General features: G+C 34.9%; 31 protein-coding genes. 28 read left to right on the top strand and 3 right to left on the bottom strand.

Annotation, left to right across the window (positions count from 1 at the left end; all coding sequences use genetic code 11):
• Positions 1 to 162 precede the first annotated feature (162 nt).
• Positions 163 to 1,200 carry an NUDIX domain-containing protein gene (locus ABUA27_RS02535; RefSeq protein ID WP_349820177.1) on the top strand — a complete coding sequence of 346 codons (1,038 nt, stop codon included), beginning with the start codon at positions 163 to 165 and terminating at the stop codon, positions 1,198 to 1,200.
• 349 nt (positions 1,201 to 1,549) lie between these two features.
• Here the strand turns inward: ABUA27_RS02535 and ABUA27_RS02530 are convergent, their stop codons facing one another.
• From ABUA27_RS02530 to ABUA27_RS02520, 3 genes are all read right to left on the bottom strand, one after another.
• A complete protein-coding gene (locus tag ABUA27_RS02530; RefSeq protein WP_349820176.1) occupies positions 1,550 to 2,686 on the bottom strand; it encodes a tyrosine-type recombinase/integrase in 1,137 nt (378 codons plus the stop codon).
• 790 nt (positions 2,687 to 3,476) lie between these two features.
• Entirely contained in the window at positions 3,477 to 4,013 is a 537-nt protein-coding gene (locus ABUA27_RS02525; protein WP_349820175.1) for a type II toxin-antitoxin system PemK/MazF family toxin, read from the bottom strand.
• A 24-nt stretch (positions 4,014 to 4,037) separates the two neighbouring features.
• Positions 4,038 to 4,697 (bottom strand): LexA family protein, encoded by a 660-nt coding sequence (locus ABUA27_RS02520; protein ID WP_349820174.1) that lies wholly within the window; start codon positions 4,695 to 4,697, stop codon positions 4,038 to 4,040.
• A gap of 399 nt (positions 4,698 to 5,096) precedes the next feature.
• Between ABUA27_RS02520 and ABUA27_RS02515 the strand changes: the two genes are divergently transcribed.
• From ABUA27_RS02515 to ABUA27_RS02385, 27 genes are all read left to right on the top strand, one after another.
• Positions 5,097 to 5,312 (top strand): DUF739 family protein, encoded by a 216-nt coding sequence (locus ABUA27_RS02515; protein WP_279078603.1) that lies wholly within the window; start codon positions 5,097 to 5,099, stop codon positions 5,310 to 5,312.
• Positions 5,313 to 5,340: 28 nt separating this feature from the next.
• Positions 5,341 to 6,084 carry a phage antirepressor gene (locus ABUA27_RS02510; protein ID WP_349820173.1) on the top strand — a complete coding sequence of 248 codons (744 nt, stop codon included), beginning with the start codon at positions 5,341 to 5,343 and terminating at the stop codon, positions 6,082 to 6,084.
• Positions 6,085 to 6,090: 6 nt separating this feature from the next.
• A complete protein-coding gene (locus ABUA27_RS02505) occupies positions 6,091 to 6,378 on the top strand; it encodes a hypothetical protein (RefSeq protein WP_288834838.1) in 288 nt (95 codons plus the stop codon).
• Between the two features lie 255 nt (positions 6,379 to 6,633).
• A complete protein-coding gene (locus ABUA27_RS02500; protein ID WP_161220247.1) occupies positions 6,634 to 6,810 on the top strand; it encodes a hypothetical protein in 177 nt (58 codons plus the stop codon).
• 2 nt (positions 6,811 to 6,812) lie between these two features.
• Positions 6,813 to 7,130 carry a hypothetical protein gene (locus ABUA27_RS02495; RefSeq protein ID WP_349820172.1) on the top strand — a complete coding sequence of 106 codons (318 nt, stop codon included), beginning with the start codon at positions 6,813 to 6,815 and terminating at the stop codon, positions 7,128 to 7,130.
• Positions 7,120 to 7,344, top strand: a complete 225-nt coding sequence (locus ABUA27_RS02490) for a hypothetical protein (RefSeq protein WP_349820171.1) — start codon at positions 7,120 to 7,122, stop codon at positions 7,342 to 7,344. Before ABUA27_RS02495 ends, ABUA27_RS02490 begins: the two co-directional genes overlap by 11 nt.
• 16 nt (positions 7,345 to 7,360) lie before the next feature.
• Positions 7,361 to 8,293, top strand: coding sequence for a YqaJ viral recombinase family nuclease (locus ABUA27_RS02485; RefSeq protein ID WP_349820170.1), 933 nt, complete (start codon positions 7,361 to 7,363; stop codon positions 8,291 to 8,293).
• A 1-nt stretch (position 8,294) separates the two neighbouring features.
• Positions 8,295 to 9,107 carry a recombinase RecT gene (locus ABUA27_RS02480; protein ID WP_317373815.1) on the top strand — a complete coding sequence of 271 codons (813 nt, stop codon included), beginning with the start codon at positions 8,295 to 8,297 and terminating at the stop codon, positions 9,105 to 9,107.
• A gap of 12 nt (positions 9,108 to 9,119) precedes the next feature.
• Complete coding sequence (locus ABUA27_RS02475) at positions 9,120 to 9,932, top strand: helix-turn-helix domain-containing protein (protein WP_349820169.1); 813 nt, start codon at positions 9,120 to 9,122, stop codon at positions 9,930 to 9,932.
• 18 nt (positions 9,933 to 9,950) lie between these two features.
• Positions 9,951 to 10,322 (top strand): MazG nucleotide pyrophosphohydrolase domain-containing protein, encoded by a 372-nt coding sequence (locus ABUA27_RS02470; protein WP_349820168.1) that lies wholly within the window; start codon positions 9,951 to 9,953, stop codon positions 10,320 to 10,322.
• On the top strand, positions 10,306 to 10,749 hold the full coding sequence (locus ABUA27_RS02465; RefSeq protein ID WP_349820167.1) for a hypothetical protein: 444 nt from the start codon (positions 10,306 to 10,308) through the stop codon (positions 10,747 to 10,749). The genes ABUA27_RS02470 and ABUA27_RS02465 overlap by 17 nt, the downstream gene beginning before the upstream one ends.
• Positions 10,736 to 10,924, top strand: coding sequence for a hypothetical protein (locus ABUA27_RS02460; protein ID WP_349820166.1), 189 nt, complete (start codon positions 10,736 to 10,738; stop codon positions 10,922 to 10,924). Before ABUA27_RS02465 ends, ABUA27_RS02460 begins: the two co-directional genes overlap by 14 nt.
• Entirely contained in the window at positions 10,911 to 11,108 is a 198-nt protein-coding gene (locus ABUA27_RS02455; RefSeq protein WP_129980556.1) for a hypothetical protein, read from the top strand. Before ABUA27_RS02460 ends, ABUA27_RS02455 begins: the two co-directional genes overlap by 14 nt.
• Before the next feature lie 21 nt (positions 11,109 to 11,129).
• Positions 11,130 to 11,597 carry a hypothetical protein gene (locus tag ABUA27_RS02450; RefSeq protein ID WP_349820165.1) on the top strand — a complete coding sequence of 156 codons (468 nt, stop codon included), beginning with the start codon at positions 11,130 to 11,132 and terminating at the stop codon, positions 11,595 to 11,597.
• The gene (locus tag ABUA27_RS02445; RefSeq protein ID WP_349820164.1) at positions 11,584 to 11,895 is read left to right on the top strand and encodes a hypothetical protein; all 312 of its coding nucleotides are present in this window, start codon (positions 11,584 to 11,586) and stop codon (positions 11,893 to 11,895) included. Before ABUA27_RS02450 ends, ABUA27_RS02445 begins: the two co-directional genes overlap by 14 nt.
• Positions 11,896 to 11,901: 6 nt before the next feature.
• Entirely contained in the window at positions 11,902 to 12,234 is a 333-nt protein-coding gene (locus tag ABUA27_RS02440; RefSeq protein WP_349820163.1) for a hypothetical protein, read from the top strand.
• An 11-nt stretch (positions 12,235 to 12,245) separates the two neighbouring features.
• Positions 12,246 to 12,410 (top strand): hypothetical protein, encoded by a 165-nt coding sequence (locus ABUA27_RS02435; RefSeq protein ID WP_329999989.1) that lies wholly within the window; start codon positions 12,246 to 12,248, stop codon positions 12,408 to 12,410.
• Positions 12,407 to 14,137, top strand: a complete 1,731-nt coding sequence (locus ABUA27_RS02430) for an N-6 DNA methylase (protein ID WP_349820162.1) — start codon at positions 12,407 to 12,409, stop codon at positions 14,135 to 14,137. The genes ABUA27_RS02435 and ABUA27_RS02430 overlap by 4 nt, the downstream gene beginning before the upstream one ends.
• 18 nt (positions 14,138 to 14,155) lie before the next feature.
• On the top strand, positions 14,156 to 14,599 hold the full coding sequence (locus tag ABUA27_RS02425) for a single-stranded DNA-binding protein (RefSeq protein ID WP_349820161.1): 444 nt from the start codon (positions 14,156 to 14,158) through the stop codon (positions 14,597 to 14,599).
• Entirely contained in the window at positions 14,599 to 14,934 is a 336-nt protein-coding gene (locus ABUA27_RS02420) for a DUF1064 domain-containing protein (protein WP_317373789.1), read from the top strand. Before ABUA27_RS02425 ends, ABUA27_RS02420 begins: the two co-directional genes overlap by 1 nt.
• A 4-nt stretch (positions 14,935 to 14,938) precedes the next feature.
• Positions 14,939 to 15,649 (top strand): hypothetical protein, encoded by a 711-nt coding sequence (locus ABUA27_RS02415; RefSeq protein WP_349820160.1) that lies wholly within the window; start codon positions 14,939 to 14,941, stop codon positions 15,647 to 15,649.
• 335 nt (positions 15,650 to 15,984) lie between these two features.
• Positions 15,985 to 16,446, top strand: a complete 462-nt coding sequence (locus ABUA27_RS02410) for a hypothetical protein (RefSeq protein ID WP_349820159.1) — start codon at positions 15,985 to 15,987, stop codon at positions 16,444 to 16,446.
• A gap of 79 nt (positions 16,447 to 16,525) precedes the next feature.
• Positions 16,526 to 16,927: a hypothetical protein gene (locus ABUA27_RS02405; protein ID WP_349820158.1), complete on the top strand. Its 402-nt coding sequence runs from the start codon at positions 16,526 to 16,528 to the stop codon at positions 16,925 to 16,927.
• Between the two features lie 125 nt (positions 16,928 to 17,052).
• Positions 17,053 to 18,102: a DUF4417 domain-containing protein gene (locus ABUA27_RS02400; RefSeq protein WP_349820157.1), complete on the top strand. Its 1,050-nt coding sequence runs from the start codon at positions 17,053 to 17,055 to the stop codon at positions 18,100 to 18,102.
• 28 nt (positions 18,103 to 18,130) lie between these two features.
• Complete coding sequence (locus tag ABUA27_RS02395) at positions 18,131 to 18,532, top strand: hypothetical protein (RefSeq protein WP_329999999.1); 402 nt, start codon at positions 18,131 to 18,133, stop codon at positions 18,530 to 18,532.
• Positions 18,533 to 19,103: 571 nt separating this feature from the next.
• Positions 19,104 to 19,475, top strand: a complete 372-nt coding sequence (locus tag ABUA27_RS02390) for a KGG domain-containing protein (protein WP_278547684.1) — start codon at positions 19,104 to 19,106, stop codon at positions 19,473 to 19,475.
• Positions 19,468 to 20,742 carry a PBSX family phage terminase large subunit gene (locus ABUA27_RS02385; protein WP_329999356.1) on the top strand — a complete coding sequence of 425 codons (1,275 nt, stop codon included), beginning with the start codon at positions 19,468 to 19,470 and terminating at the stop codon, positions 20,740 to 20,742. The genes ABUA27_RS02390 and ABUA27_RS02385 overlap by 8 nt, the downstream gene beginning before the upstream one ends.
• The last annotated feature ends 19 nt before the right edge of the window (positions 20,743 to 20,761 follow it).

Raw genomic sequence — 20,761 nt, 5'->3', positions numbered from 1 at the left:
ACTATCTAAGTTAGTTTGAAATTATCATATAAATGTAGCGCCGTATACGAGACCCGTACGTACGGTGCAACGGGAGGCACAGAAATAATAATTAATCTCAGTATTGATATTATTTCCTGTCTACCCTATTTATGGTATAAACTGATACCTGGAGGTATTTTTATGGATTATATCAAATTACTTGTTGAAGACATTCATTCTGTCACAATGGCGACTATTAATAATGAAGGAAAACCAATCACAAGAATCATAGATCTTATGTTGTATGATGAAGAAGGTATTTACTTCTTAACTGCAAGAGGTAAGAGTTTCTATAAGGAACTGATGGACCAGGAGTATATTTCCTTAACAGGACTTAAAGGAAAAGTATCTTTTAGTTTAAGTGGTAAGGTTAAGAATATTGGGTCTCATAAACTTGATGAGATTTTCCTAAAGAATACTTATATGCAGTCTATCTATCCAGAAGATACAAGAAAGGCATTGGATGTCTTCTGTTTATATGAAGCATCTGGTGAATATTTTGATATCAGTGACCCAGCACATATTAAAAGAGCACCTATTACTATTAATAGTAAGGAACATGGTACTTATTATACCATTACTGACCGCTGTATTCATTGTGGCAAATGTGAGACTATATGTCCTCAACGTTGTATTCATAATGAAGTAATAGATGTTTCACAATGTCTTCATTGTGGGGCCTGTTTAGAGATATGCCCAGTACAGGCAATCGAGTTTAAAGGTGTAAAGAAACGTCGTAAGGAAGATGTCTGTTTAATGAATATGTGTATGATTGAAGATGATAAAGGACATGTCTTAGTTCAGAATAAAGTCAATGATTCTTATACTGGTATTACTTTTCCTGGTGGTCATGTAGAAAAAGAAGAAATATTCAAAGATGCCATGATTAGAGAAGTGAATGAAGAAACAGGTCTTACAATTAAGAATCCATATTTATGTGGTTTATATCATTGGTATAAGCATTCTATTCATAATATTATTCTAGTCTATAAGGCAAGTGAGTATGAAGGATTTCTTCAGTCAAGCGATGAAGGAGATGTATATTGGATTGATAAAGAAGATTTTCTAAATCAGCCACTCGCAACAGGTATGGAGTATGTATGGGATATTGTTCATAAGCAACATCAAGAATGTATTATGTCCAATATGGGAGAACATAAAAGAGGGGATTTATTCTAAATAATAACTTTTGATAATTTTCATATGGTGTAAATCGTTTTCATTTGATGAAAATTCAAATATACAAAAATGGCTTATTTATGCGGTTTTTTACTCCTCGAGAGTGCTTAAAAGTGGTCAACTAGTAACAAACTAGTAACAAAAAACTAGTAACAAAAAAGCACCTTTTCAGGTGCTCCGCAGCCTTGCTCACTTAGAGTACTAAAGGCGCTAACGTTTATAAGAAAAATAATAAAGATTTTGGTTTGTTGTAATAACTGCAGAAAGGAGACGCATATTTACAACAGCCTAATTATATAATCCTGAGTTCTATTTATCAAGTGTCATGTGGCACTCTATTGGAACGCTCTCATAGTTTTATCTTATTTACTTCGGTCCACAATCTATTTTTTGAAGCAGTTGTATAAATATCAAAAGTGATGTCTTTTAGCTTGTGCCCCAGTATCTTCTTTCTTGCATATACATCAACTTTGTACAGTTGACACAATGATGCAAAAGTCACTCTAGTATCATGCATGGTGTGATTCGTATTTAACATATTATTGATCATTGGCATTATATTCTTGTTAAATCCCCATTCATAAGAGACATCTATCAATCTTTTTTCTTTTTCAATCAGTTCATCAATAACAAATTGTTTGATGTCGTTATGTATTGGTACTATTCTATTCTTTCCTGCTGCAGTTTTAGATCCTGTCACAATATAGCTTATAAGCCTTTCTGTGCCGTCATCATCACATTTTTCATCTATATGTATATTGTCCCTATTGATATGCAGTAACTCACCTACACGAAGCCCTGTATAAATGTAAATCAATAATAGGTGCGCTTCTGGAGTATCAGCACTCTGCAGTTTCTTGATTTCTTCAATGTCAAAAGCGAAGTGCTTAGTTGACTGCTTATAATCAGCAATCTTAATATAAGATGTATAATCATCATCTCTTGAGATGTGTTGATGTATTACGGCATACTCAAATATCTTGCAGCATAGCACTTTCATGTGTGCTTGAGTTCCGTTTTTAGAGCCGTCGTTATCAAACACAAACTGAAGATCAGCAAGAGTGATATTATTGATAGGCCTATCATATATGGTTTCAAAATGCTTAATCCAAGCCTTATATCCTTTTCTCGCCGAGTTAGAGAGCTTACTAAATTCCTCAGCATCCAATATCTCATATATTTCTTTAAAAGTAGGGATTTTTTTTTGTGTCTTTTCCTGTATTCTATCAAACAGATCAGGAGCGAGGTTCCTTGCTTCTTCATTTGTGATTGCATTGGATCTCTTAAGAGAGTAAATAGATAAGGCATTCAATGCCTCTTCTCTAGTCGCAAAGGTGCCTATACATATCTGTTTCTTCTTGCCTGTTATTATATCTCTTTCATCGCTCATAACTCTTGCACAGTAGGGGTTTCTTCTCTTACCCGATAATTTAACCACAGTACCTGTATTATTCGGTCTACGTCTAAATCTAGAGTTTCTAGGCATGATATGACACGTCCTTTCATTAATGCTGTTGGATTTGACAAATGTTGTTTAGCGTGATATTCTCACATTAGAAATAAGACCCAGGCTAGGTAGCTAAATGCTAAGCGTGCTATTTTGTACGTTGCCTCCTGGGCTTTCTTATTTTTAGTTAAATATGACACGTCCTTTCAGTTGTAATTTGCCTTAAACGTGCCAATAGTGTTATAATTGAGTACGTAAAAGGACTTTATGTGATAGTTTCTTTTATATGAGGTATTGGTAGTACCTCTTCCTTATTACTCTCCTGTTGGTAGCAGGGGAGTTTTTTATTGTTTACATCAAAAATCCATTAATTTCAATTTTACCAAAATCATAAAATGGGTTGTCTTTTAAAAACTTTTAGATATAATAATAATGTAATAAGTAATCCGTGATGGATAAAGCAGGGTTCCCGAATGGGAGTAGGATAGAATAATATCTTAGAATTCTCTAGCTCCGGGGATTACTTTTTTTTAGTTAAATATGACACGTCCTTTCAGTTGTAATTTGCCTTGAACGTGCCAATCGTGATATAATTGAGTACGTAAAAGGACTTTATGAGATGTTTCTTTTATATGAGTGATATTGGCGTATCACTATCAGCATCCTAGTTGGCGCTAGGATGCTTTTTTTGTAAAAAGAAAAGGAACCTCTAACGAGATTCCTTCAATGGCGCTAGGCCGTTGTGTAAATAACAATAGCGTATAGCTCTTGTTCAATTAGATGTTATCACACAAAGCGGCTATTGTCAAACCTCGTTATTATATCTTTGCTATTTATCATTGATGAATAATTCTTTTATTTTATTATCAACTAAATCAAGAATTAGGCTATCAGCAATCAAATTTTTGATTGGATCATAATGATTTACAGGTTTTTTAATTCTTATTTTACTTACTGTTGTAATATTTTGTACCAATGCAAATGATTTTTTATTCTTGTTAATGTATATGTTTGCGACTTTTTTAAATTCATTAACATTATTGAGGACTTTTTGAACGTCTTCAACGTTGTATTCATTTGCATCAGATGAATCCAAATTTGCTAATGCTGTATATAATTCTCTAGTAATATTTAATAATTGCGGATAAACCTGTTTCGAAACAAAATTTCCTATATCTAAATAGTAAGGTTTTTCTTTGGAACTTAGTGGTATGACAGTCAAGACACCATTATTAGGGGAGTCTTTCTTTGTTATTACAATTGCAAAATGTTTGCCACGTAATTCACTACCCATAGAAGGACTAAAGTCAATCAATACAATCTGTCCACGTTTGTATCTTTGATATTTCATTTTCTTTTCTTGCATATAATTTATAATCCTCCTATCAATTTATATTACATCACTTTGGAAAGCGACCGCTCTTCCAATAACCCTAACTTGATTCAACTGCTCACCAGTAAGGATTATATCCTGATACTTTGGATTCTCAGGCTTCAGAATAACTAGATTCTGTTCACGATAATAGAAGAATCTTTTTAGTGTGGCCTCATCATCTATGATTACTACAGCAATCTCTCCATTTTCTACTATGTCAGTTTTCTTCACAAAGACAATATCACCGTCATGGATCCTTGCATTTATCATACTGTCACCCTGACATTGGAGACAGAAATCAGCACCAATATCAGTGCCGACCATTATATAGCTTTCTCTGTCTTCATCTGCGAAGATAGGCTCACCACATGCTACCTTACCTAGCATAGGAAGTTTAATTCTGTCAACTCTATAAAGGTTGTTACAATCGATTGCTTCTTCTTTGGTTTCATTGTTTTCCATTTCTACGTCATACCCTAATAACCATGTTGGGTCAACGTTTAAAGCCTGACTCATTAGATATAGTCGTTCATCTTTTGGTTTTGCATATCCACTCATGTATTGAGAAATGGATGATTTAGGAATATTCGTCTTATTAGACAGTTCTTTGGGAGTCATATTTCTAATTCTTAAAGCAGAGGTTAATCTATCTTTAATATCAGCATTAGGTCTCATATACATCATCTCCTTTCTATTTATATTATATATAGGGTTTGTAAACTAATCAATAAAAAGGTTTAATTAAATTAAACAAAAATATTGACTAAATAGTTTAAAAATGTTAAACTAGTATCAGAAAGGAGGTAATGAAGTGAATGATTTGGAAAAGAAAATAAAAAAGCTGAGAAAATTGGTAGCACAATTAACTCAGCTCGTTTGGGACATAGGTTCGCTCCTAGCAGTCCTTAAGTTTATAATAGAAAGTCTTAGATGACTTTCTATTTATAAAACTATCATCATTCACTTTAAATAGCAATATGAAAAAAGAAATTTTTAAACTAATTATAAGCATCATTTGGCTTATTGTTGCTGTTTTTGGGGTATTTTTATTATTTATGGGTTAGGAGGTAGAATATGGCTTTTGATTACAGGAAACTGAAAGGTAGAATCATTGAAAAATATGGCAGTCAATTAAATTTTGCTGATGCATATGGTATTTCCGAAAATACATTATCATTAAAAATGCGTAATAAAGTAAGATTCACTAGCGATGACATAATTGCAATAAGCGATATGCTCGATATTCCCGAAAACGAAATAGGGTCTTATTTTTTTACAAAACAAGTTTAAAAAAATTAAACTTCAAGGAGGAACAAAAATGAACGAAGTACAATTATTTAATTTTGAAAATCATGAAGTAAGAAGTCTTTTGATTAACAGTGAGCCTTGGTTTGTCGGAAAAGATGTGGCTGATGTGCTTGGGTATAAGAATCAAAATGATGCATTAAGTAAGCACGTTGACGCTGAAGATAAAGATACAATCGCGATTCGCGATTCTATCGGTAGAAATCGAAACACTCCAATAATCAACGAAAGTGGTCTTTATAGCTTAGTTCTCTCAAGCAAATTACCAAGTGCCAAGAAGTTTAAGAGATGGGTTACATCTGAAGTACTCCCATCATTAAGAAAAACAGGGCAGTACCAAGTGAAGGAATTAAGTGGCTCTGAATTAATGGCTAGAGCGCTGATTGAAGCGCAGAACGTTCTAGCTGCTAAGGATAAAGTAATCGAGGAGATGAAGCCTAAGGTGGTATTTGCTGATGCAGTAGCCACTAGCCATACATCTATCCTTGTAGGTGAACTTGCCAAAATCTTAAAGCAGAATGGCATTGACATGGGTCAGAAGAGATTATTCGCATGGCTCAGAGAAAAAGGCTATCTGATCAAGCGCCAGGGCACTGATTACAACATGCCTACACAGAAGGCTATGGATTTGGGATTGTTTGAAATCAAGGAAGGTTCTTACGTGAATGGCTCAGGTGTCAACATCACCACCAAGACACCAAAGGTCACTGGTAAGGGTCAGCAGTATTTTATTAACAAGTTCTTAGCAAAGGAGTGAGAAAAAATGTGTAAACAGGCTACAACAAACTTGCAAATGTTTGATGTGATTAAGAAACAGTGGGCTGATAGAAATGACATCATGATTTTAGCAAGTTGCAGTGAAGCAAAGGCTTCTAGACTTAAGAAAGAGATGACCGAGAAAGTACTTAAGTCTGGTAAAAGACTTCATGACAGTAGACATTTGCCGATGAAACTGGTTATCGATTATCTTGGGATTGATGAAAAAAGGATCATCAAAAATGCGAATATTGAACATGAGATGATTCTAAAAGAAAAACAATTGAATAAATAGCTTTAGTTGCTCGTAGGCACCTAAGGCTAGGAGACAAATAATAATTCGTAGAATGAACTGCAATACATAATTTAACATTTCTCTTTTTGGGTAATTCCATTGACTATACATACCTACTGTATACGGTCTCCTGGCGCTAAGTGCTTATGAGCACAAAAAAAAGAACACACGACAGCCATCGTGTGCTCCCACTCAATCTTGGAAAAGATTGATAAAAATCAGACAGTGCTAATTATAGCACAGAAAGAGGAAATTATGAATAGTAAAAGAATCTTATTAATCACAATTAATTTGTTTGTTTTAGGCATGGTTATTTCAATGATTAGTACAGGCACAAATTGGGATAGTACAGCCGCACATGTCTTAAGTGCTTTCTCATTAGGATTAAACATCTTATTTTTGGAATACATCGGATTAAAGGGGGATAAATAATCATGATCAAACGCGTAGAAACACCATTCCTACACCTTGAGATTAAAAACGGGAACTGTGAAGTAACAGGAACAGGAAACACATGGCAGTACTTATTGCTGTTTGCTTACATCGTTAAAGCTGCCAAAGAAGGGGGCTTTGCTAATGGGTTTGATAGTGAGAGAGAAAAAAAGGAATTCAATAGAATTATAAATAAGGTGTATGAAAGTCCAGATGATGCAATTGAGGCATTTGGACCATTAGGGGATGTAAATACAATCTCTGATATCTTAGAAGCGCTAAATAGCTTGTTTGAAGGGGATTACGTAGATGGAGAATAAGAAAGATATTCTAGCGAGCCTGTTCGAGACTCTCACTAGAACTAGAAAGTGGAGCGATGAAATCGCTGAAATGCTATATCACAAGGATAAGAACGGCAATGAAGAGGTCACTGTAAGACTTTATGAAGGTAACCAAGAAGTGTTCATTGATGTTACTGGAGACAGTGGCATGGCTCTCATTAAAGATGTTATTAACGCTTTAGAATGTGTCTAAGGGGGGGTGAAAGATTATGAAAGGTGTAATTAAGCACAAGTTGCCAAAAACTCGTGAGGAGTGGCTATATGACCGTTTAAAGGGTATAGGTGGCTCAGATGTTGGTGCAGTTTTAGGACTTAATAAGTATAAAAGTGCCTACACTCTGTGGGCTGAAAAATGCGGACTTCTTCAAGATGAAGAGGAAGACAACGAAGCTATGAGAGTTGGTAGAGATTTAGAACAGTATGTCGCTGACAGATTTACAGAAGCGACAGGAAAGAAAATTAGAAAAAGTGGGTTTTCTTTTCAATCTGAGAAGCATCCGTTCATGCTCGCAAATGTTGACCGTTTAATTGTTGGTGAAAAGGCAGGGCTTGAATGTAAAACCGCTAGTGCACTAACTAGATGCGATTTTGAGAATGGTGATATTCCACCAAGCTATTATTGTCAATGTATGCATTACATGGCAGTAACAGGCTTCGAAAAATGGTATATAGCCGTTCTAGTGATGGGCAAGGGCTTCTTTTGGTACGAAATCAACAGAAATGAAGAAGAAATTGAAGCACTTATCAAGGCTGAAGGTGATTTCTGGGAAATGGTCAAACAAGGTAATGCGCCTGACGTCGACGGCTCAGAAAGTACAAAGAACACATTGAACACAAGATGGCAGTCTCAAGTAAAAAGTTGCATTTTAGGGCATGAAGCCGAGGACAGTGTTAAAGAACTGTTGTCCATTAAGAAGAGAATTAAAGCTTTGAAGGAACTTCAAGTTTCTTATGAGAACACTATCAAAGCAGAGATGGAAGATGCAGAAGCTGCAGAATTAGAAAATGCCACAATCAAGTGGAAGACTTCAAAAAGCATGACTTTTGATAGAGATAAGTTCAAAAAAGAAAACCCAGAGTTATTTAAGAAGTACTTAAAGGAAAATACTCAAAGAAAATTCTATGTAAAGGAGAAAAAATAAAATGGCAGAAGTAAATCAGAAAGGTATTATCGCAAATACCACTAAACAGGCAGTTGCTAATAAGCATAAGCCTCAAACAATCAAGGACTATATCAAGGTATATGAAGGAGAAATCGCTAAGGCATTGCCTAACGTAATCACTCCTGAAAGATTCAGTCGCATCGCTATGACGGCAGTCACTAATACTCCTAAGTTAGCAAAATGTACACCACAGTCATTCATTGGTGCATTGCTTATTGCTGCACAGTTAGGAGTTGAACCTAATACAGCACTAGGACAAGCATATTTAATCCCATACGGCAATCAATGTCAGTTCCAATTAGGTTACAAAGGGGCGCTTGATCTAGCATACAGAACAGGAGAAGTAAGAAGTATTACTGCCGAAGTTGTCAGAGAAGGTGACTTATTCGAGTACGAATTAGGTTTAAATCCTAAATTGAAACATGTACCAGCACAGAAAGGAAGAGGAAAACCGATTTTCTACTATGCAGTATTTAAATTAGTAAATGGTGGGGAAGGTTTCCAAGTCATGAGTTATGAAGATGTTACAGAACACGCCAAGAAGTATTCTAAAACATTTAATAATGGACCATGGCAAAGTGCCTTTGATGAAATGGCTAAAAAGACAGTGCTCAAGAAGCTATTGAAATATATGCCGTTAAAAACAGAATTCGTTAAAGCAGTAGCACAAGATGAAACAATTAAAAACTTTGATGTTGGAGAAGACAACAGAGACATTCTAGACAAACCTAATGAATGGGTTGATGCAGATGTCAATATTGTTGATGAAGACACAGGAGAAGTCAAAGAATAGGAGATGTGAAAGATGGAAAGAAGGAGATGGATAAAACTTTATATGATGGACTACGATGAAGTCTATCACGATTCCAAGATGTTCCATCTTTGGATTGACATCTTACTACACACTAATCCTGTTGATTATTATCATCACGGAGACTTGATCAAGAGAGGACAATGCATCCTCTCTCTGAATCAGGTTGCATCAAGGTGTCATATGTCTAAACCGACAGTTTCCAAATACCTTCACTTATTAGAAGAATGTGGAAAAATTAAGTTAGATATATCTAAAAAGGGCACTAAAGTGACGGTATTAAACTGGGATAAATACCAAAGTAACGGGTTTTCAAAAAGCGAAAACGAGGAGTCGGAAGATACTACCGGTTTAGCAAGTGGTTTAGCAAGTGGTTTAGCAAGTGGTTTAGCAAGTGGTTTAGAACTAAACCAAGAACTAAACCCTAATAAGACAATAAAAGAACAAAGAAAAGAGAAAAGAGAAAAAGACTGTACTGTAGAGTATTGTCCGTCTTATGAATCTATTTTTTCTATTTTCTTTAAGAAAGACAAGTTGGAGTACATCAGTGAATATTATGAATCTGTAAAAGATAGAACTGATATAAGAAATCTAGAAAAACATATAGATGGATTCTTGAGAAATAAAGAGGCTGAAAAAAATAAGCCTATACCAATATCAGAGAGAAGAAAGAAAGAAAAAGAAGAATCTTCAGAAAATAAAATACCAGACGCTATTGTATTAACTCCTGAACAGGAAGAAGCACGCAAAAGGCTTCAAGAGTTACTTGATAGTAAGAAGTATGAACATGATGAAGATTTAGATTAAGGAGGGGGTTTATAAAAAATGTTTAAAGAGATTGGGAAACTAAAAGGATTATTGAATTATCCACAACAATTAATACTCGGATTAGATAACATAGCACATGTAAATGGTGATGATCTAACTCTCACTATTGCATCGGAAGAATGTGCAGAGTTAATCCAATCAATTACAAAAGTAAAAAGATATGGCTTTCATGATGAATATGAGGACAATCTTCATGAAGAGGTTGCTGATGTACTCATCTGTATTACTGAACTGGTATGTCTTGGATACCTGGACATTGATAAAGTAAGAGATTACCAAAAATTAAAAATCAACAGAGAGGTGGAACGAGCAATCCAGAAAGAAGAGGAACTGAGAAAAGAGGCAGAAAAGCATGGAACTTGTGAGTGATGAAAAACTAGAAGCAGTCGCTGACTTCTTGGCAGATGATGAAGTGTTTGGAATTGCTCCATGTTCACATTTCAATAATTCTCTAAAAAGAAATAGAGTTAACGTTCCTTGTGACATTGGGGATTGTGACGGAGACTGTCCATTTTATTCAAAAAATAATTTTATCAAATGGATTAAAAAACCAGACAGTATATATGATACTGAAGGTTTGAAGAAACCTAAAAAAGAGGACTTTCTATGCTATGACAATAGAAGCGGCAGGATTTGCTTGGATGATGATTACGTGAAAGCATTAGAAAAATACTGTAATGATTTAGAAGATGTACTTGCAGATACTGAATATGATTTAGAGTCAGCTGAATGTGATAATAGAGAACTGACTAATAAGTTAGAAAAGATTAGAGGTGTTCTTGATGGGTCGCATTGAAGTAGATGAAGAGAAAATGAGACGTTTTGTTAATGCGTCTTTGTTTACTTGCATGGATTTAAATTATAACTTATTTCATAAAAAGATATGTCATGATGAGTGCTGTGACTGTCCTCTAGATAGTGTAGAAAGCATGATTGAATGGCTAAAGGAGAAAAAACATGGCAATGATTGAAGTGGATGAAAAGAAACTAGATGCAGTATTGAATAACTCGCTGATTAGTTGTTTAGGTATATCTAGTGATTATTTTGGCGATAGATCATGCGAAGAGTTCAATCTTGAAGTCAAATCATTTTCGTGCTCATTATGCTGCCTTAAGAATAAGCAGAGCATTAAAGAGTGGTTGAAAGAAGATTAATTATTTTGGAGGTAGATTAATATGCTAAATGCGGAAAAGAATAAGAAAGTAATACTAGATCTTACAGAAGGAGGCTATTATTTTGCGGTTAGAAAAGATGGACAAAATATTGCAAGAAGCTGTGATGGTCTTAACTGTGAAGACTGTATTTTTGATGAAGAAGAGGATTGCGGTTGCAGTTTTTCGCGTATGAAATGGATGCTCTCTGAATATAAAGAGCCAATCAAAGTGAACAAACTAGAATATGATATTTTGAAACATCTTTCAGACAATACAAAATATTTGTACATTACAAGAGACAGATGCAACAGGCTTTTTCTTTACGGCATGGAGCCAACTAAAGGTGATGGCTATTGGCAAGGCAAATACTATGCTGGCATGTCAGCGTTTAATAAATTATTCCAATTCATTAAGTGGGAAGATAGTACTCCTACACCGATCAAAGATGTTCTTGATAACTGCGAGGTGGTCAATGATGCTGAAGAATAAAGAAGAGAGAACCTCATTCTTAAGAAATGAGAAGAACTGGGAAGTTGAGTATTTAACAGCTGATATTAAAATGCTGACTTTAAAATTAACACCTAAACTATATGTCAGAAAAATTCAAGTGATGGGTTTTAATAAATTTTTTAAAAAAAGTGGATGGTATACGCAGTTTACTAAGTTCTTTTATCCTGATGATCTATATTATGGTCCTAATGCTTCAGATACAGAATTATTGCGATATTTAACTGCACATAAAGATGATGATTACATTGAAGACTTAGAAGTAAAAGGAGAACAGTAAAATAACATGAACACTATTTCAATGGAACTGCATGAAGAGCAGATAACAGAACTACAAAGTCAGATTGAAGAATTAGAAAGTGAAAAACATTGTTTAGAAGAAGAATTGGAAGATTTAAAGGCTGAATATGAAGATTTAGAAGATAAGTGTAAAAGTTATGAAAAAGCAAACCAATCTGTATTGAGTATTTACAATGAGAATTTAGAAACGACGAAGGCTCTTCAGGAGTTAAACAATAAACTCATTAAAAGCTGTAAAAAGGCTAACAGAGATTTCTTTATTCTTGCAGTAGCTTATGCTGCTACACTGATGTTGATGATTTACTTGTTTATCAGATAGGAGTGATATAGATGTTTTTATTGCAGGTATTAGAAAATGTATTTTCTGTGTTTGCTATCGTTATGCTGATTGTTGCTGTCCTTATTGTGATATCAGTAATTGCTATTGCGGTGTTTGTTATCGTGTCGGTCGTTGTGAATGGCATAGAAGAAGATAAGGAGAATAATAATCTGTGATTACTTCAAGTCAGATCAATGAAATATTAGGCATTACAGAGTCGTTTCAGTTGCATGGAGCACTTAAAGACATTCTTTTTGATAAAGATAAACGACTCAAGATATTTAAAAGATTTCTAGAGATAGAGAATAATCTAGATTACGATTGGTTCACCAATTACTTTCAGGAAGAACAGGCAAATAGAAATAATCTTAAACAGGACTATACTCCTCATTGCTTATGTGATCTAGTTAACAGACTAATCCCCCAACAGTCCGAAACTATTTACGATGAATGCTGTGGGATTGGTGGTTTGACTATCGCAACGCTGAAAGAGCACCGAGACAGTATATTTTATCTAGAGGAGTTATCAGACAACTCTGTAATGCTTCTCTTATTCAATCTATCAATAAGAGGAATAAACGCATATGTTAAACATGGTGATGTTTTAACTAATCAATTCAAGACAGTTTATAAGCTTACAAATAATGGTGAGTTTAGTGATATTGAAATAGTAGAGGATGCTGATAATGAGTTTAAATCTGATGTAGTTATCAGTAATCCTCCCTATTCGCTTAAGTTTGATAATGTTGATAACTATAAGTATGATGCCAGATTTTCCAATTATGGCATTCCTCCTAAAAGCAAGGCTGATTATGCATTTGTACTGCATGGCTTATCACATCTAAAAGAAAACGGCCAAGCGTTCTTTATTCTGCCTCATGGGGTATTGTTCAGAGGCTCGAAAGAGGGAGACATTAGAAAACTGCTGATTGATGATAATCTGCTTGATGCAGTCATTGGGCTTCCTAGTAATTTGTTTCTGAATACTCAGATACCTGTTTGCGTGTTGATTTTCAAGAAGACAAGAAATGACAAGGATATTTTATTTATAGACGCTTCAAATGACTTTATAAAAGAAGGCAAGCAGAATTATTTAAGCGATGATCAGATAGAAAAGATTAAATCAGCATACTCACTTAGAAAGGATATTGACAAGTTCAGCCATGTCGCTTCACTGGAAGAAATCAAAAAGAATGACTACAACCTCAATATTCCTCGATATGTTGATACATCAGAAGAAAAAGAGCCTGTTGATCTAGCGCAAGTAGTAAGTGAACTAGTACAGATTGAAACTGAAATAGAAGCCACCGAAAAAGAATTCGTGGCAATGCTGAAGGATTTGAGAGGCCCTCAAAGTTATGAGATAGAGAAAAACAGGCTTATCAGCCAATTAGAGAGCAGTAAGAAGCACTCCTATACAAATATGCTTAATGCTGCAAATGACTTCCTAGAGAAGTCTAAAGAAGAATTGAAGGATAATCACGTTGTTAATCTCTTAGATATAGCAACAATTGAAAGAAGCAAGAAAAACAAGACATACAAGAAAGGCTCTATTCTAATACAGTTAAGTGCTACAAAAGGACAGATGATCTATCTTGATGATGATACAAAGGTAGACTCTAAGTATGGAGTGTTTGAGGTTAATAAAGATAAAGTAGAACCTAGATATCTGTATTATGTGCTTAAAATGTCTATGCCTGACTTCTTGACTAGATATCAAACAGGTTTAAATATTAAACCAGAGATATTTGACAGCTTTAAAGTAAAGGTTCATAGAAGCCTAGAAGTGCAGAAGATAATTGTTAAGATTCTAGATTCTTTCAATGTGGAATTAGAAGAAAAAGAGATAGAAAAGTATAAGAAAATAAAAGAATATCATCTAGACAATATGTTTCCTGGATGAAGAAAGAAGGTTTAGAAAATGTTAAATCGTGCTTTATTAGTCGGAAGACTTACAAGAGACCCCGAACTAAGAAGAACAGGGAGTGGGAAAGCTGTTACAAGCTTTAACCTAGCAGTAGAAAGAAACTTCAAGAGCGATGATCAGGAGGCTGATTTTATCAATTGTGTATGTTGGGGGAAGATTGCAGAAAACACAGAGCGCTATTGCTCTAAAGGTTCCCTCGTTTCTGTTGATGGTCGCATTCAGACAAGAAACTATGAGAACAATCAAGGTCAGAAGGTATATGTTACTGAGGTGATTGCTGACTCTGTACAGTTCATTAACACTAGAAAAGAAAATCAAACTGCACCACAAGCACAAGTAAATAATCAAGCACCTGTTAATAACTATGCGAATAATGGACTGATTCAGCAGTTTGAGGATGAAGGCTTAATCATGGATGAAGAGGATATCCAATTCTAATGAGCAAGTACAACTCAAGAAAAACTACAGTTGACGGCTTCACATTCGATTCCAAGAAGGAAGCAAAACGCTATTTGGAATTAAAACAGATGGAAAAAGACGGATTAATTAACGATTTGCAATTACAGGTGCCGTTTGTATTGATCCCTCCTTTTGAAATCGAAATTGATGGGAAGAAGAGAAAAAGAAGAAAGATGGAGTATATTGCTGACTTCGTCTATTACATCAATAACGTTAAAGTTGTGGAAGATGTCAAAGGCAGAAAAACAGAAGTATATAAGATTAAGAAAAAGATTTTTGAATATAAATTCAAAACAACGATAAAGGAGACATAGAAAAATGATAAGAACTGGTTCTTATTATGCATACAATGCAGATGATGGCAGTTTTTTAGCATGTGGGAGCAGTAAAAAAATGTGGGATTTCTTTGGAATCTCAACAAACGCACTTAGATACCATTTGAATAATGACAAGATATACAATTCACGTAAATATGATCTTCGTCTAAAAATCAAATGGGTTGATGGAGTTATTGAAGATATCGAACCAACAATCAAACTTAAACCAAAGCCAATACTGCAGATAGAAAAAAAACCGAATAAATTAAAATGTAACTTCATTGAAGTGTTCAGAGTATTCAAAGAGCCAAGAACGGAAGAAGAAAAAGAATACATGAGAAATAATTTTTCTGTTATCAATCTGGAAAGAGTTAGATTTGAATTGATAAATCACAAAAAAGAGTCATATCCGTACAGAATAGCGTTCTACACAAATGGACAACCACATAATTTGGTGTTTGATGAATATTTTCTTTCGTTGGAGTTAGCAGAGCAGCGTATGGAATATCTGAAGAACTTCAAAGGCAAAAAAGACAATGGAGACTTCTGGTATGACGGTGTTAAATACGAAGCAGATAGAGTTATCATTGCAACAAGAACACGAAATAATAGAAATATGATTATTTCTTTAGATGATATATCTACCAAAAAAACTGACTATGACGAATATCTGGAACTAGCTAGATTCATTCAATCAGAATTCATCAGATAATCAAGCAGGGCATTGAGTTCTTTATTAGATTTTATATACTATCAAGAAAATTTATTAGGACCCCTCATACTTAATAGATTCTTTTCTAAAAGCAAGATCCTCTCATGGATTCGATGCCCTAACATATTTTTCTATTCTAAAACCAACAAACAACAGCAGTGTCATGGCTTTGCTTCAATCTCATTCACCTTCTTTTGCAAAGAATAAGAGTATGAAGCGCTAATTTTGCTATCCAACTATAAAGTTATGATGTTGCTGGGAGAAGAGAAGACACAAATTGAAAACCAATAGGAAGAGTAAAGGACTGTTTTCTTCTTCTCCAGAAAGGAGGTTAAATGGGAAACTTTGTTTTATATCGTAACGGAAAAAGAACCGATATAACTGGATCAATAGAAAAGATAAGTCAGTATGTTGATGCTACTCAATTAGCTCTAAAACATAGATGGCAACGTATATATAAGCATGAAAGTGTATTTTCAAATGAAATACCTATTAAAATAGGGAGTGCATACGATAATGAGGAATATATGGCAAATGTATTTGCTCATAGAAAAGTACACAAGAAAGAAAAGAAAAGAGCAAGCTATGAAGATAGGCAGTTCTATGTTGTCTATGACATGAATGACAATGTAATTGTTGCAGGCACTGCTGAAGAATGCGCTAATAGGCTATCCATTGGATTAGCTAGTTTCTACTGCAAGGCAAGCAATCAGCACAGCGATAAATACAATGCAAGGCATCCTAGCACTGCCCCAAGAAAATATTATGTATATACTTTAAAAGATAAGGAGGAGTGAAATTAAATTGTTTTTTATTCTATTTGTATTGGTGATAGTGATTTATTTATTTTTCATTTTTGAATAAGGAGGTAATCAGATGACGCCAGAAGAGACAAGAAACTATCTTAAAAGCTATAGGAATATGCGCAATCGAGTGGAGTACATCAATAACAAGATGATTAATGTTAAATCAATCAGATATGATGATAGTCTGAGAGGTTCATATTCAGAACCTAAGACTCAGAATGATTACATCATGATGAAGGATAAGTATATTGCTCAGATGTCTCTTATTCGTGAGGATATTGAGAAACTAGACAACATGAATCATCGTGATGCATTGTTTTATAAGTATGTCGAACTAATGAGTGATTATGATATAGCCGACTTGATGCAGTATTCAGTAGGAACGGTAAGACACTTCCTTTGTTCTGGTATCATCGAATTATCTGAAGTTATAAATGATAAAAATGTAACAGAAAGTATAGAAAAGTCATGAAATCAAAACGCATTAGTAATATAAAGGTGCTAACATATAACATGTGGAAATAGTTTGATAGGGAACTATGATTTCAAGGCGCTTGTATAAGTGCCTTTTTATTTTTCCGGGAAGGAGAATAACAGATGAATGACATCAAGATAACGCAGAAGCCTATTGCTGATCTAATTCCTTATAGTCGCAATCCTAGAAGGAATGATGAAGCCGTTCCGATGGTAATGAACAGCATCAAGGAGTTTGGTTTTAAGGTTCCTATAGTTGTTGATAAGAATAATATCATCGTATGCGGTCATACAAGGTTTAAAGCAGCGCTAAAGCTAGGACTTGAGACAGTTCCATGCATAGTAGCCGATGACCTCTCAGACGAGCAGATTAAGGCTTTTAGACTAGCAGATAACAGGGTATCAGAGAGAGCGGAATGGGATTTTGAGATCCTAAGCGATGAACTTGATGACATTATCAATATAGACATGGATTCATTTGGGTTTGAGTCAATTGAATTTGAAGAACCTGAGGAAGACGATTCTGAAAAGGTTAATGAAAGAGAAAGAACAGGAAACGCATATAACCTTGATGAATATGATGAACTTAGAGCAATAGGATTCTATCAAATGCCTATACTTGAAAGAATTGACTATGTTCCTGATGATCTTGTTGGCTTCAATTATGTATTGAATTCTGATAGATATGAATCAGGTGTTCATTTTTATATTGATGATTATCAATTTGAAAGAATTTGGGCATCTCCTCAGATGTATGTTGATAAGCTAGCACAGTTTGACTGTATTCTTACTCCTGATTTTTCTCTTTACATGGATATGCCTATGGCCATGAAGATATGGAATGTATACAGAAGCCGTTTGATTGGTCAGATCTATCAGGATAGAGGGCTTAGAGTGATTCCTACTGTATCATGGGCTGAACCAGAAACATTTACTTTTTGTTTTGATGGTATTCCTTCTAACAGTACAATTTCAGTTTCTACTATTGGAGTTAAGCGCAGCAAGGAAGCCACAAAGATATGGACACAAGGCATGGATGAAGCCATGAAGAGGCTAAAGCCTAAGAATGTGCTTGTCTATGGTGGCGACATTGGCTATGACTTCAAGGGTGCTAATGTGAAATACTATGATAATCATGTGACAGAAAAAATGAAAAACTTAAAAAATATATAAATCATATATCGAAAGGAGCATAATATATATGGGTGGAAGAGGTGCATCAAGTGGAAGAAGAGGCAAAGCGAGTAATGCTAAATACAATGGCTTTAGCATTACTGATGAAAAAGGGAACACAAATCATTATATAGTTATTGGCGGAAAAATCTCGATGGCAACACCAAAAAATGCGCGTGGGGCTTTGGTACGCTATTTTGATAGTAACCATCCTTTTCAAAAAGCTTACGATAAGTACGGGAATGTTGATGCGATTATTAAACGTGTTAATAAGGTCGGAAAGGGCAAGGCTTCAATTTTATCTGATAAGGCAGTAGAAAAAATGAACGCTGATTATGCTAAAGAGTTAGCAAATAGAAAAACAGATTATACTGTCAGAAGTTCAAAAAAAGGCGTTAATAGACACAGTTCATACTGGTCAGCAATGTAATGTTAAAGGCACTTAAAAGGTTTAAAATGACATTGGCATACTGAGGCATACTATCTTAAACGCAGAGATATCAAATATAAATTAAATAAAGTACTAGAAAAAAATAAAAGGAAGAAAAGAAAATGGTTGAAAGCGTTGAAAAAGTATGGCATGATTATCTTAGCAGAAGATAGTTTAGGCTGGCAGAACAGGTTGATAGACAAGGCATCGGTTCAATTCCGGTTGACTGCTAAGAATTTAGGAGCTCTTAAGGGCTCCTTTTTTATGTTATGAAAATGACGGTAAAAAAGGAGCGGCAAGGCTTACCGATAAAGAAAGGCAAATGGTTGACAAAGTTAAGGAGTTTTGGTTAAATAGAAAAAAAAGGAAGTAGTAGTATAGAGGTTGATTACACTTTGATGTATGGTTTTTCCACTGAGGAGACTCACGTTCGAATCGTGACGCTTTCCTTTTTTTATGTAAGAGCTGATGTAGTAAGGTACAATTCCAACATGATTATATTATTATTTTAACTTGTAAAAGCAACTCAAAGAATGGGTTGCTTTTTTGCGTTGAAAGGCAGGTGATAACAATGGCAAAAAATGAGTTCGCAAACATGACACCAGAAGAAAGAAGAGAGAACGGCCGAAAAGGCGGAATAGCATCAGGCAAAGCGAAAAGAGAAAAGAGAGCCATTAAAGAAACTCTTGAGCAATTATTGTCTATGCCTCTTAGAAATGGAAAGAAAGCCGATATTGAACGTATTAAGAGCATTGCAGCAATCAAAGGAAAAAACATCACTATGCAGGAGGCTATTGCCATATCTATGCTGAATAAAGCTGCTAAAGGAGATGTTCGAGCTGCTGAATATGTACGTGATACCATCGGTCAAAAGCCGGACAATAACATGAATGTTGAAATGAGCGTTCCTGTCGTTTTCTATGGAGAGGATGACCTTGAATAATGAATTAAATGGCTTATATCTTCCTGACATAATCGGAAAAGGGTACAAGGATTTTTGGCATTATAAAGGCAGATATAGAGTCTGCAAAGGGTCACGAGGTTCTAAGAAATCAAAAACCACTGCTTTATGGTACATATATAACCTGATGAAATATCCTGATTCCAATCTATTAGTAATTAGAAAAGTAGGAAGGACATTAAAAGACTCTTGCTATGCGGACCTAAAATGGGCATGTCACAGGCTTGGAGTTGATAAGTATTGGAATTTCACTTTGTCTCCTCTAGAGGCTACGTACATGCCCACAGGACAGAAAATCTATTTTCGTGGTCTTGACGATGCTTTTAAGATTACATCTATAGCAGTTGACAAAGGTTATTTATGCTGGATGTGGATTGAAGAAGCGTACGAAGTAATGAAAGAGACCGATTTCGACACTTTGGACGAATCAATAAGAGGTGCAACTCCAGCACCACTCTTTAAGCAGATAACAATTACTTTTAACCCATGGAATGAGCGTCATTGGCTAAAGAAAAGGTTTTTTGATACTAAAGATGATGACATACTAGCATTGACTACTAATTATTTATGCAACGAGTGGCTTGATGCTTCTGATAAGCGTTTATTTGAAAGAATGAAAGTTAACAATCCTCGTCGTTATCAAGTGGCAGGATTAGGAAATTGGGGTATTGTTGAAGGTCTTATTTATGAGAATTGGAGAGAAGAAGATTTCACTATGATCACTGCAAGAGAGGCACGCGATGGCAAGGTTGGAATAATTAAAGATAAATTGAAAATGGCTGTAGGGTTAGACTTTGGTTACACAAATGACCCAACGGCTTTTTTCTTGGCTTTTTTAGACTTAGAAAATAAGAAGTTATATGTATATGATGAATTCTACGAAAAAGGTCTCACAAACAGAGCGATAGCCGACAGGATAATAGATTTAGGATACAGAAAAGAAAAGATAACTGCAGACTCTGCAGAGCCTAAGTCTATAGCAGAATTGAAAGGGTATGGCTTAAAACGTATTGAAGGCGCCAAGAAAGGAAAAGACAGTATCAATAACGGCATTCAATGGATACAGGATTTAGAAATCATTATTCATCCTCGCTGTGTGAATTTCATAACCGAAATATCCAATTACACGTGGGATACTGATAAATTTGGAACACGTTTAAATGTTCCTATTGATGACTTTAACCATCTTATGGATGCAATGCGATATGCATTAGAAAGATACATTACTAAACCAGATTGGCTAATCTAAAGAAAGGGGTGAGTGCATG

Source organism: Catenibacterium sp. RTP21428st1_D7_RTP21428_210409 (genome assembly GCF_040227455.1).
In the GTDB taxonomy this organism is placed as follows: domain Bacteria; phylum Bacillota_I; class Bacilli_A; order Erysipelotrichales; family Coprobacillaceae; genus Catenibacterium; species Catenibacterium mitsuoka_A.
This window is presented reverse-complemented; position numbering and strand designations above follow the sequence as displayed.

Coding starts and splice junctions, on each gene's coding strand:
- ABUA27_RS02535 (WP_349820177.1), top strand. CDS start 163: ATGGATTATATCAAATTACTTGTTGAAGACATTCATTCTGTCACAATG.
- ABUA27_RS02530 (WP_349820176.1), bottom strand. CDS start 2,686: ATGCCTAGAAACTCTAGATTTAGACGTAGACCGAATAATACAGGTACT.
- ABUA27_RS02525 (WP_349820175.1), bottom strand. CDS start 4,013: ATGCAAGAAAAGAAAATGAAATATCAAAGATACAAACGTGGACAGATT.
- ABUA27_RS02520 (WP_349820174.1), bottom strand. CDS start 4,697: ATGAGACCTAATGCTGATATTAAAGATAGATTAACCTCTGCTTTAAGA.
- ABUA27_RS02515 (WP_279078603.1), top strand. CDS start 5,097: ATGGCTTTTGATTACAGGAAACTGAAAGGTAGAATCATTGAAAAATAT.
- ABUA27_RS02510 (WP_349820173.1), top strand. CDS start 5,341: ATGAACGAAGTACAATTATTTAATTTTGAAAATCATGAAGTAAGAAGT.
- ABUA27_RS02505 (WP_288834838.1), top strand. CDS start 6,091: ATGTGTAAACAGGCTACAACAAACTTGCAAATGTTTGATGTGATTAAG.
- ABUA27_RS02500 (WP_161220247.1), top strand. CDS start 6,634: ATGAATAGTAAAAGAATCTTATTAATCACAATTAATTTGTTTGTTTTA.
- ABUA27_RS02495 (WP_349820172.1), top strand. CDS start 6,813: ATGATCAAACGCGTAGAAACACCATTCCTACACCTTGAGATTAAAAAC.
- ABUA27_RS02490 (WP_349820171.1), top strand. CDS start 7,120: ATGGAGAATAAGAAAGATATTCTAGCGAGCCTGTTCGAGACTCTCACT.
- ABUA27_RS02485 (WP_349820170.1), top strand. CDS start 7,361: ATGAAAGGTGTAATTAAGCACAAGTTGCCAAAAACTCGTGAGGAGTGG.
- ABUA27_RS02480 (WP_317373815.1), top strand. CDS start 8,295: ATGGCAGAAGTAAATCAGAAAGGTATTATCGCAAATACCACTAAACAG.
- ABUA27_RS02475 (WP_349820169.1), top strand. CDS start 9,120: ATGGAAAGAAGGAGATGGATAAAACTTTATATGATGGACTACGATGAA.
- ABUA27_RS02470 (WP_349820168.1), top strand. CDS start 9,951: ATGTTTAAAGAGATTGGGAAACTAAAAGGATTATTGAATTATCCACAA.
- ABUA27_RS02465 (WP_349820167.1), top strand. CDS start 10,306: ATGGAACTTGTGAGTGATGAAAAACTAGAAGCAGTCGCTGACTTCTTG.
- ABUA27_RS02460 (WP_349820166.1), top strand. CDS start 10,736: ATGGGTCGCATTGAAGTAGATGAAGAGAAAATGAGACGTTTTGTTAAT.
- ABUA27_RS02455 (WP_129980556.1), top strand. CDS start 10,911: ATGGCAATGATTGAAGTGGATGAAAAGAAACTAGATGCAGTATTGAAT.
- ABUA27_RS02450 (WP_349820165.1), top strand. CDS start 11,130: ATGCTAAATGCGGAAAAGAATAAGAAAGTAATACTAGATCTTACAGAA.
- ABUA27_RS02445 (WP_349820164.1), top strand. CDS start 11,584: ATGCTGAAGAATAAAGAAGAGAGAACCTCATTCTTAAGAAATGAGAAG.
- ABUA27_RS02440 (WP_349820163.1), top strand. CDS start 11,902: ATGAACACTATTTCAATGGAACTGCATGAAGAGCAGATAACAGAACTA.
- ABUA27_RS02435 (WP_329999989.1), top strand. CDS start 12,246: ATGTTTTTATTGCAGGTATTAGAAAATGTATTTTCTGTGTTTGCTATC.
- ABUA27_RS02425 (WP_349820161.1), top strand. CDS start 14,156: ATGTTAAATCGTGCTTTATTAGTCGGAAGACTTACAAGAGACCCCGAA.
- ABUA27_RS02420 (WP_317373789.1), top strand. CDS start 14,599: ATGAGCAAGTACAACTCAAGAAAAACTACAGTTGACGGCTTCACATTC.
- ABUA27_RS02415 (WP_349820160.1), top strand. CDS start 14,939: ATGATAAGAACTGGTTCTTATTATGCATACAATGCAGATGATGGCAGT.
- ABUA27_RS02410 (WP_349820159.1), top strand. CDS start 15,985: ATGGGAAACTTTGTTTTATATCGTAACGGAAAAAGAACCGATATAACT.
- ABUA27_RS02405 (WP_349820158.1), top strand. CDS start 16,526: ATGACGCCAGAAGAGACAAGAAACTATCTTAAAAGCTATAGGAATATG.
- ABUA27_RS02400 (WP_349820157.1), top strand. CDS start 17,053: ATGAATGACATCAAGATAACGCAGAAGCCTATTGCTGATCTAATTCCT.
- ABUA27_RS02395 (WP_329999999.1), top strand. CDS start 18,131: ATGGGTGGAAGAGGTGCATCAAGTGGAAGAAGAGGCAAAGCGAGTAAT.
- ABUA27_RS02390 (WP_278547684.1), top strand. CDS start 19,104: ATGGCAAAAAATGAGTTCGCAAACATGACACCAGAAGAAAGAAGAGAG.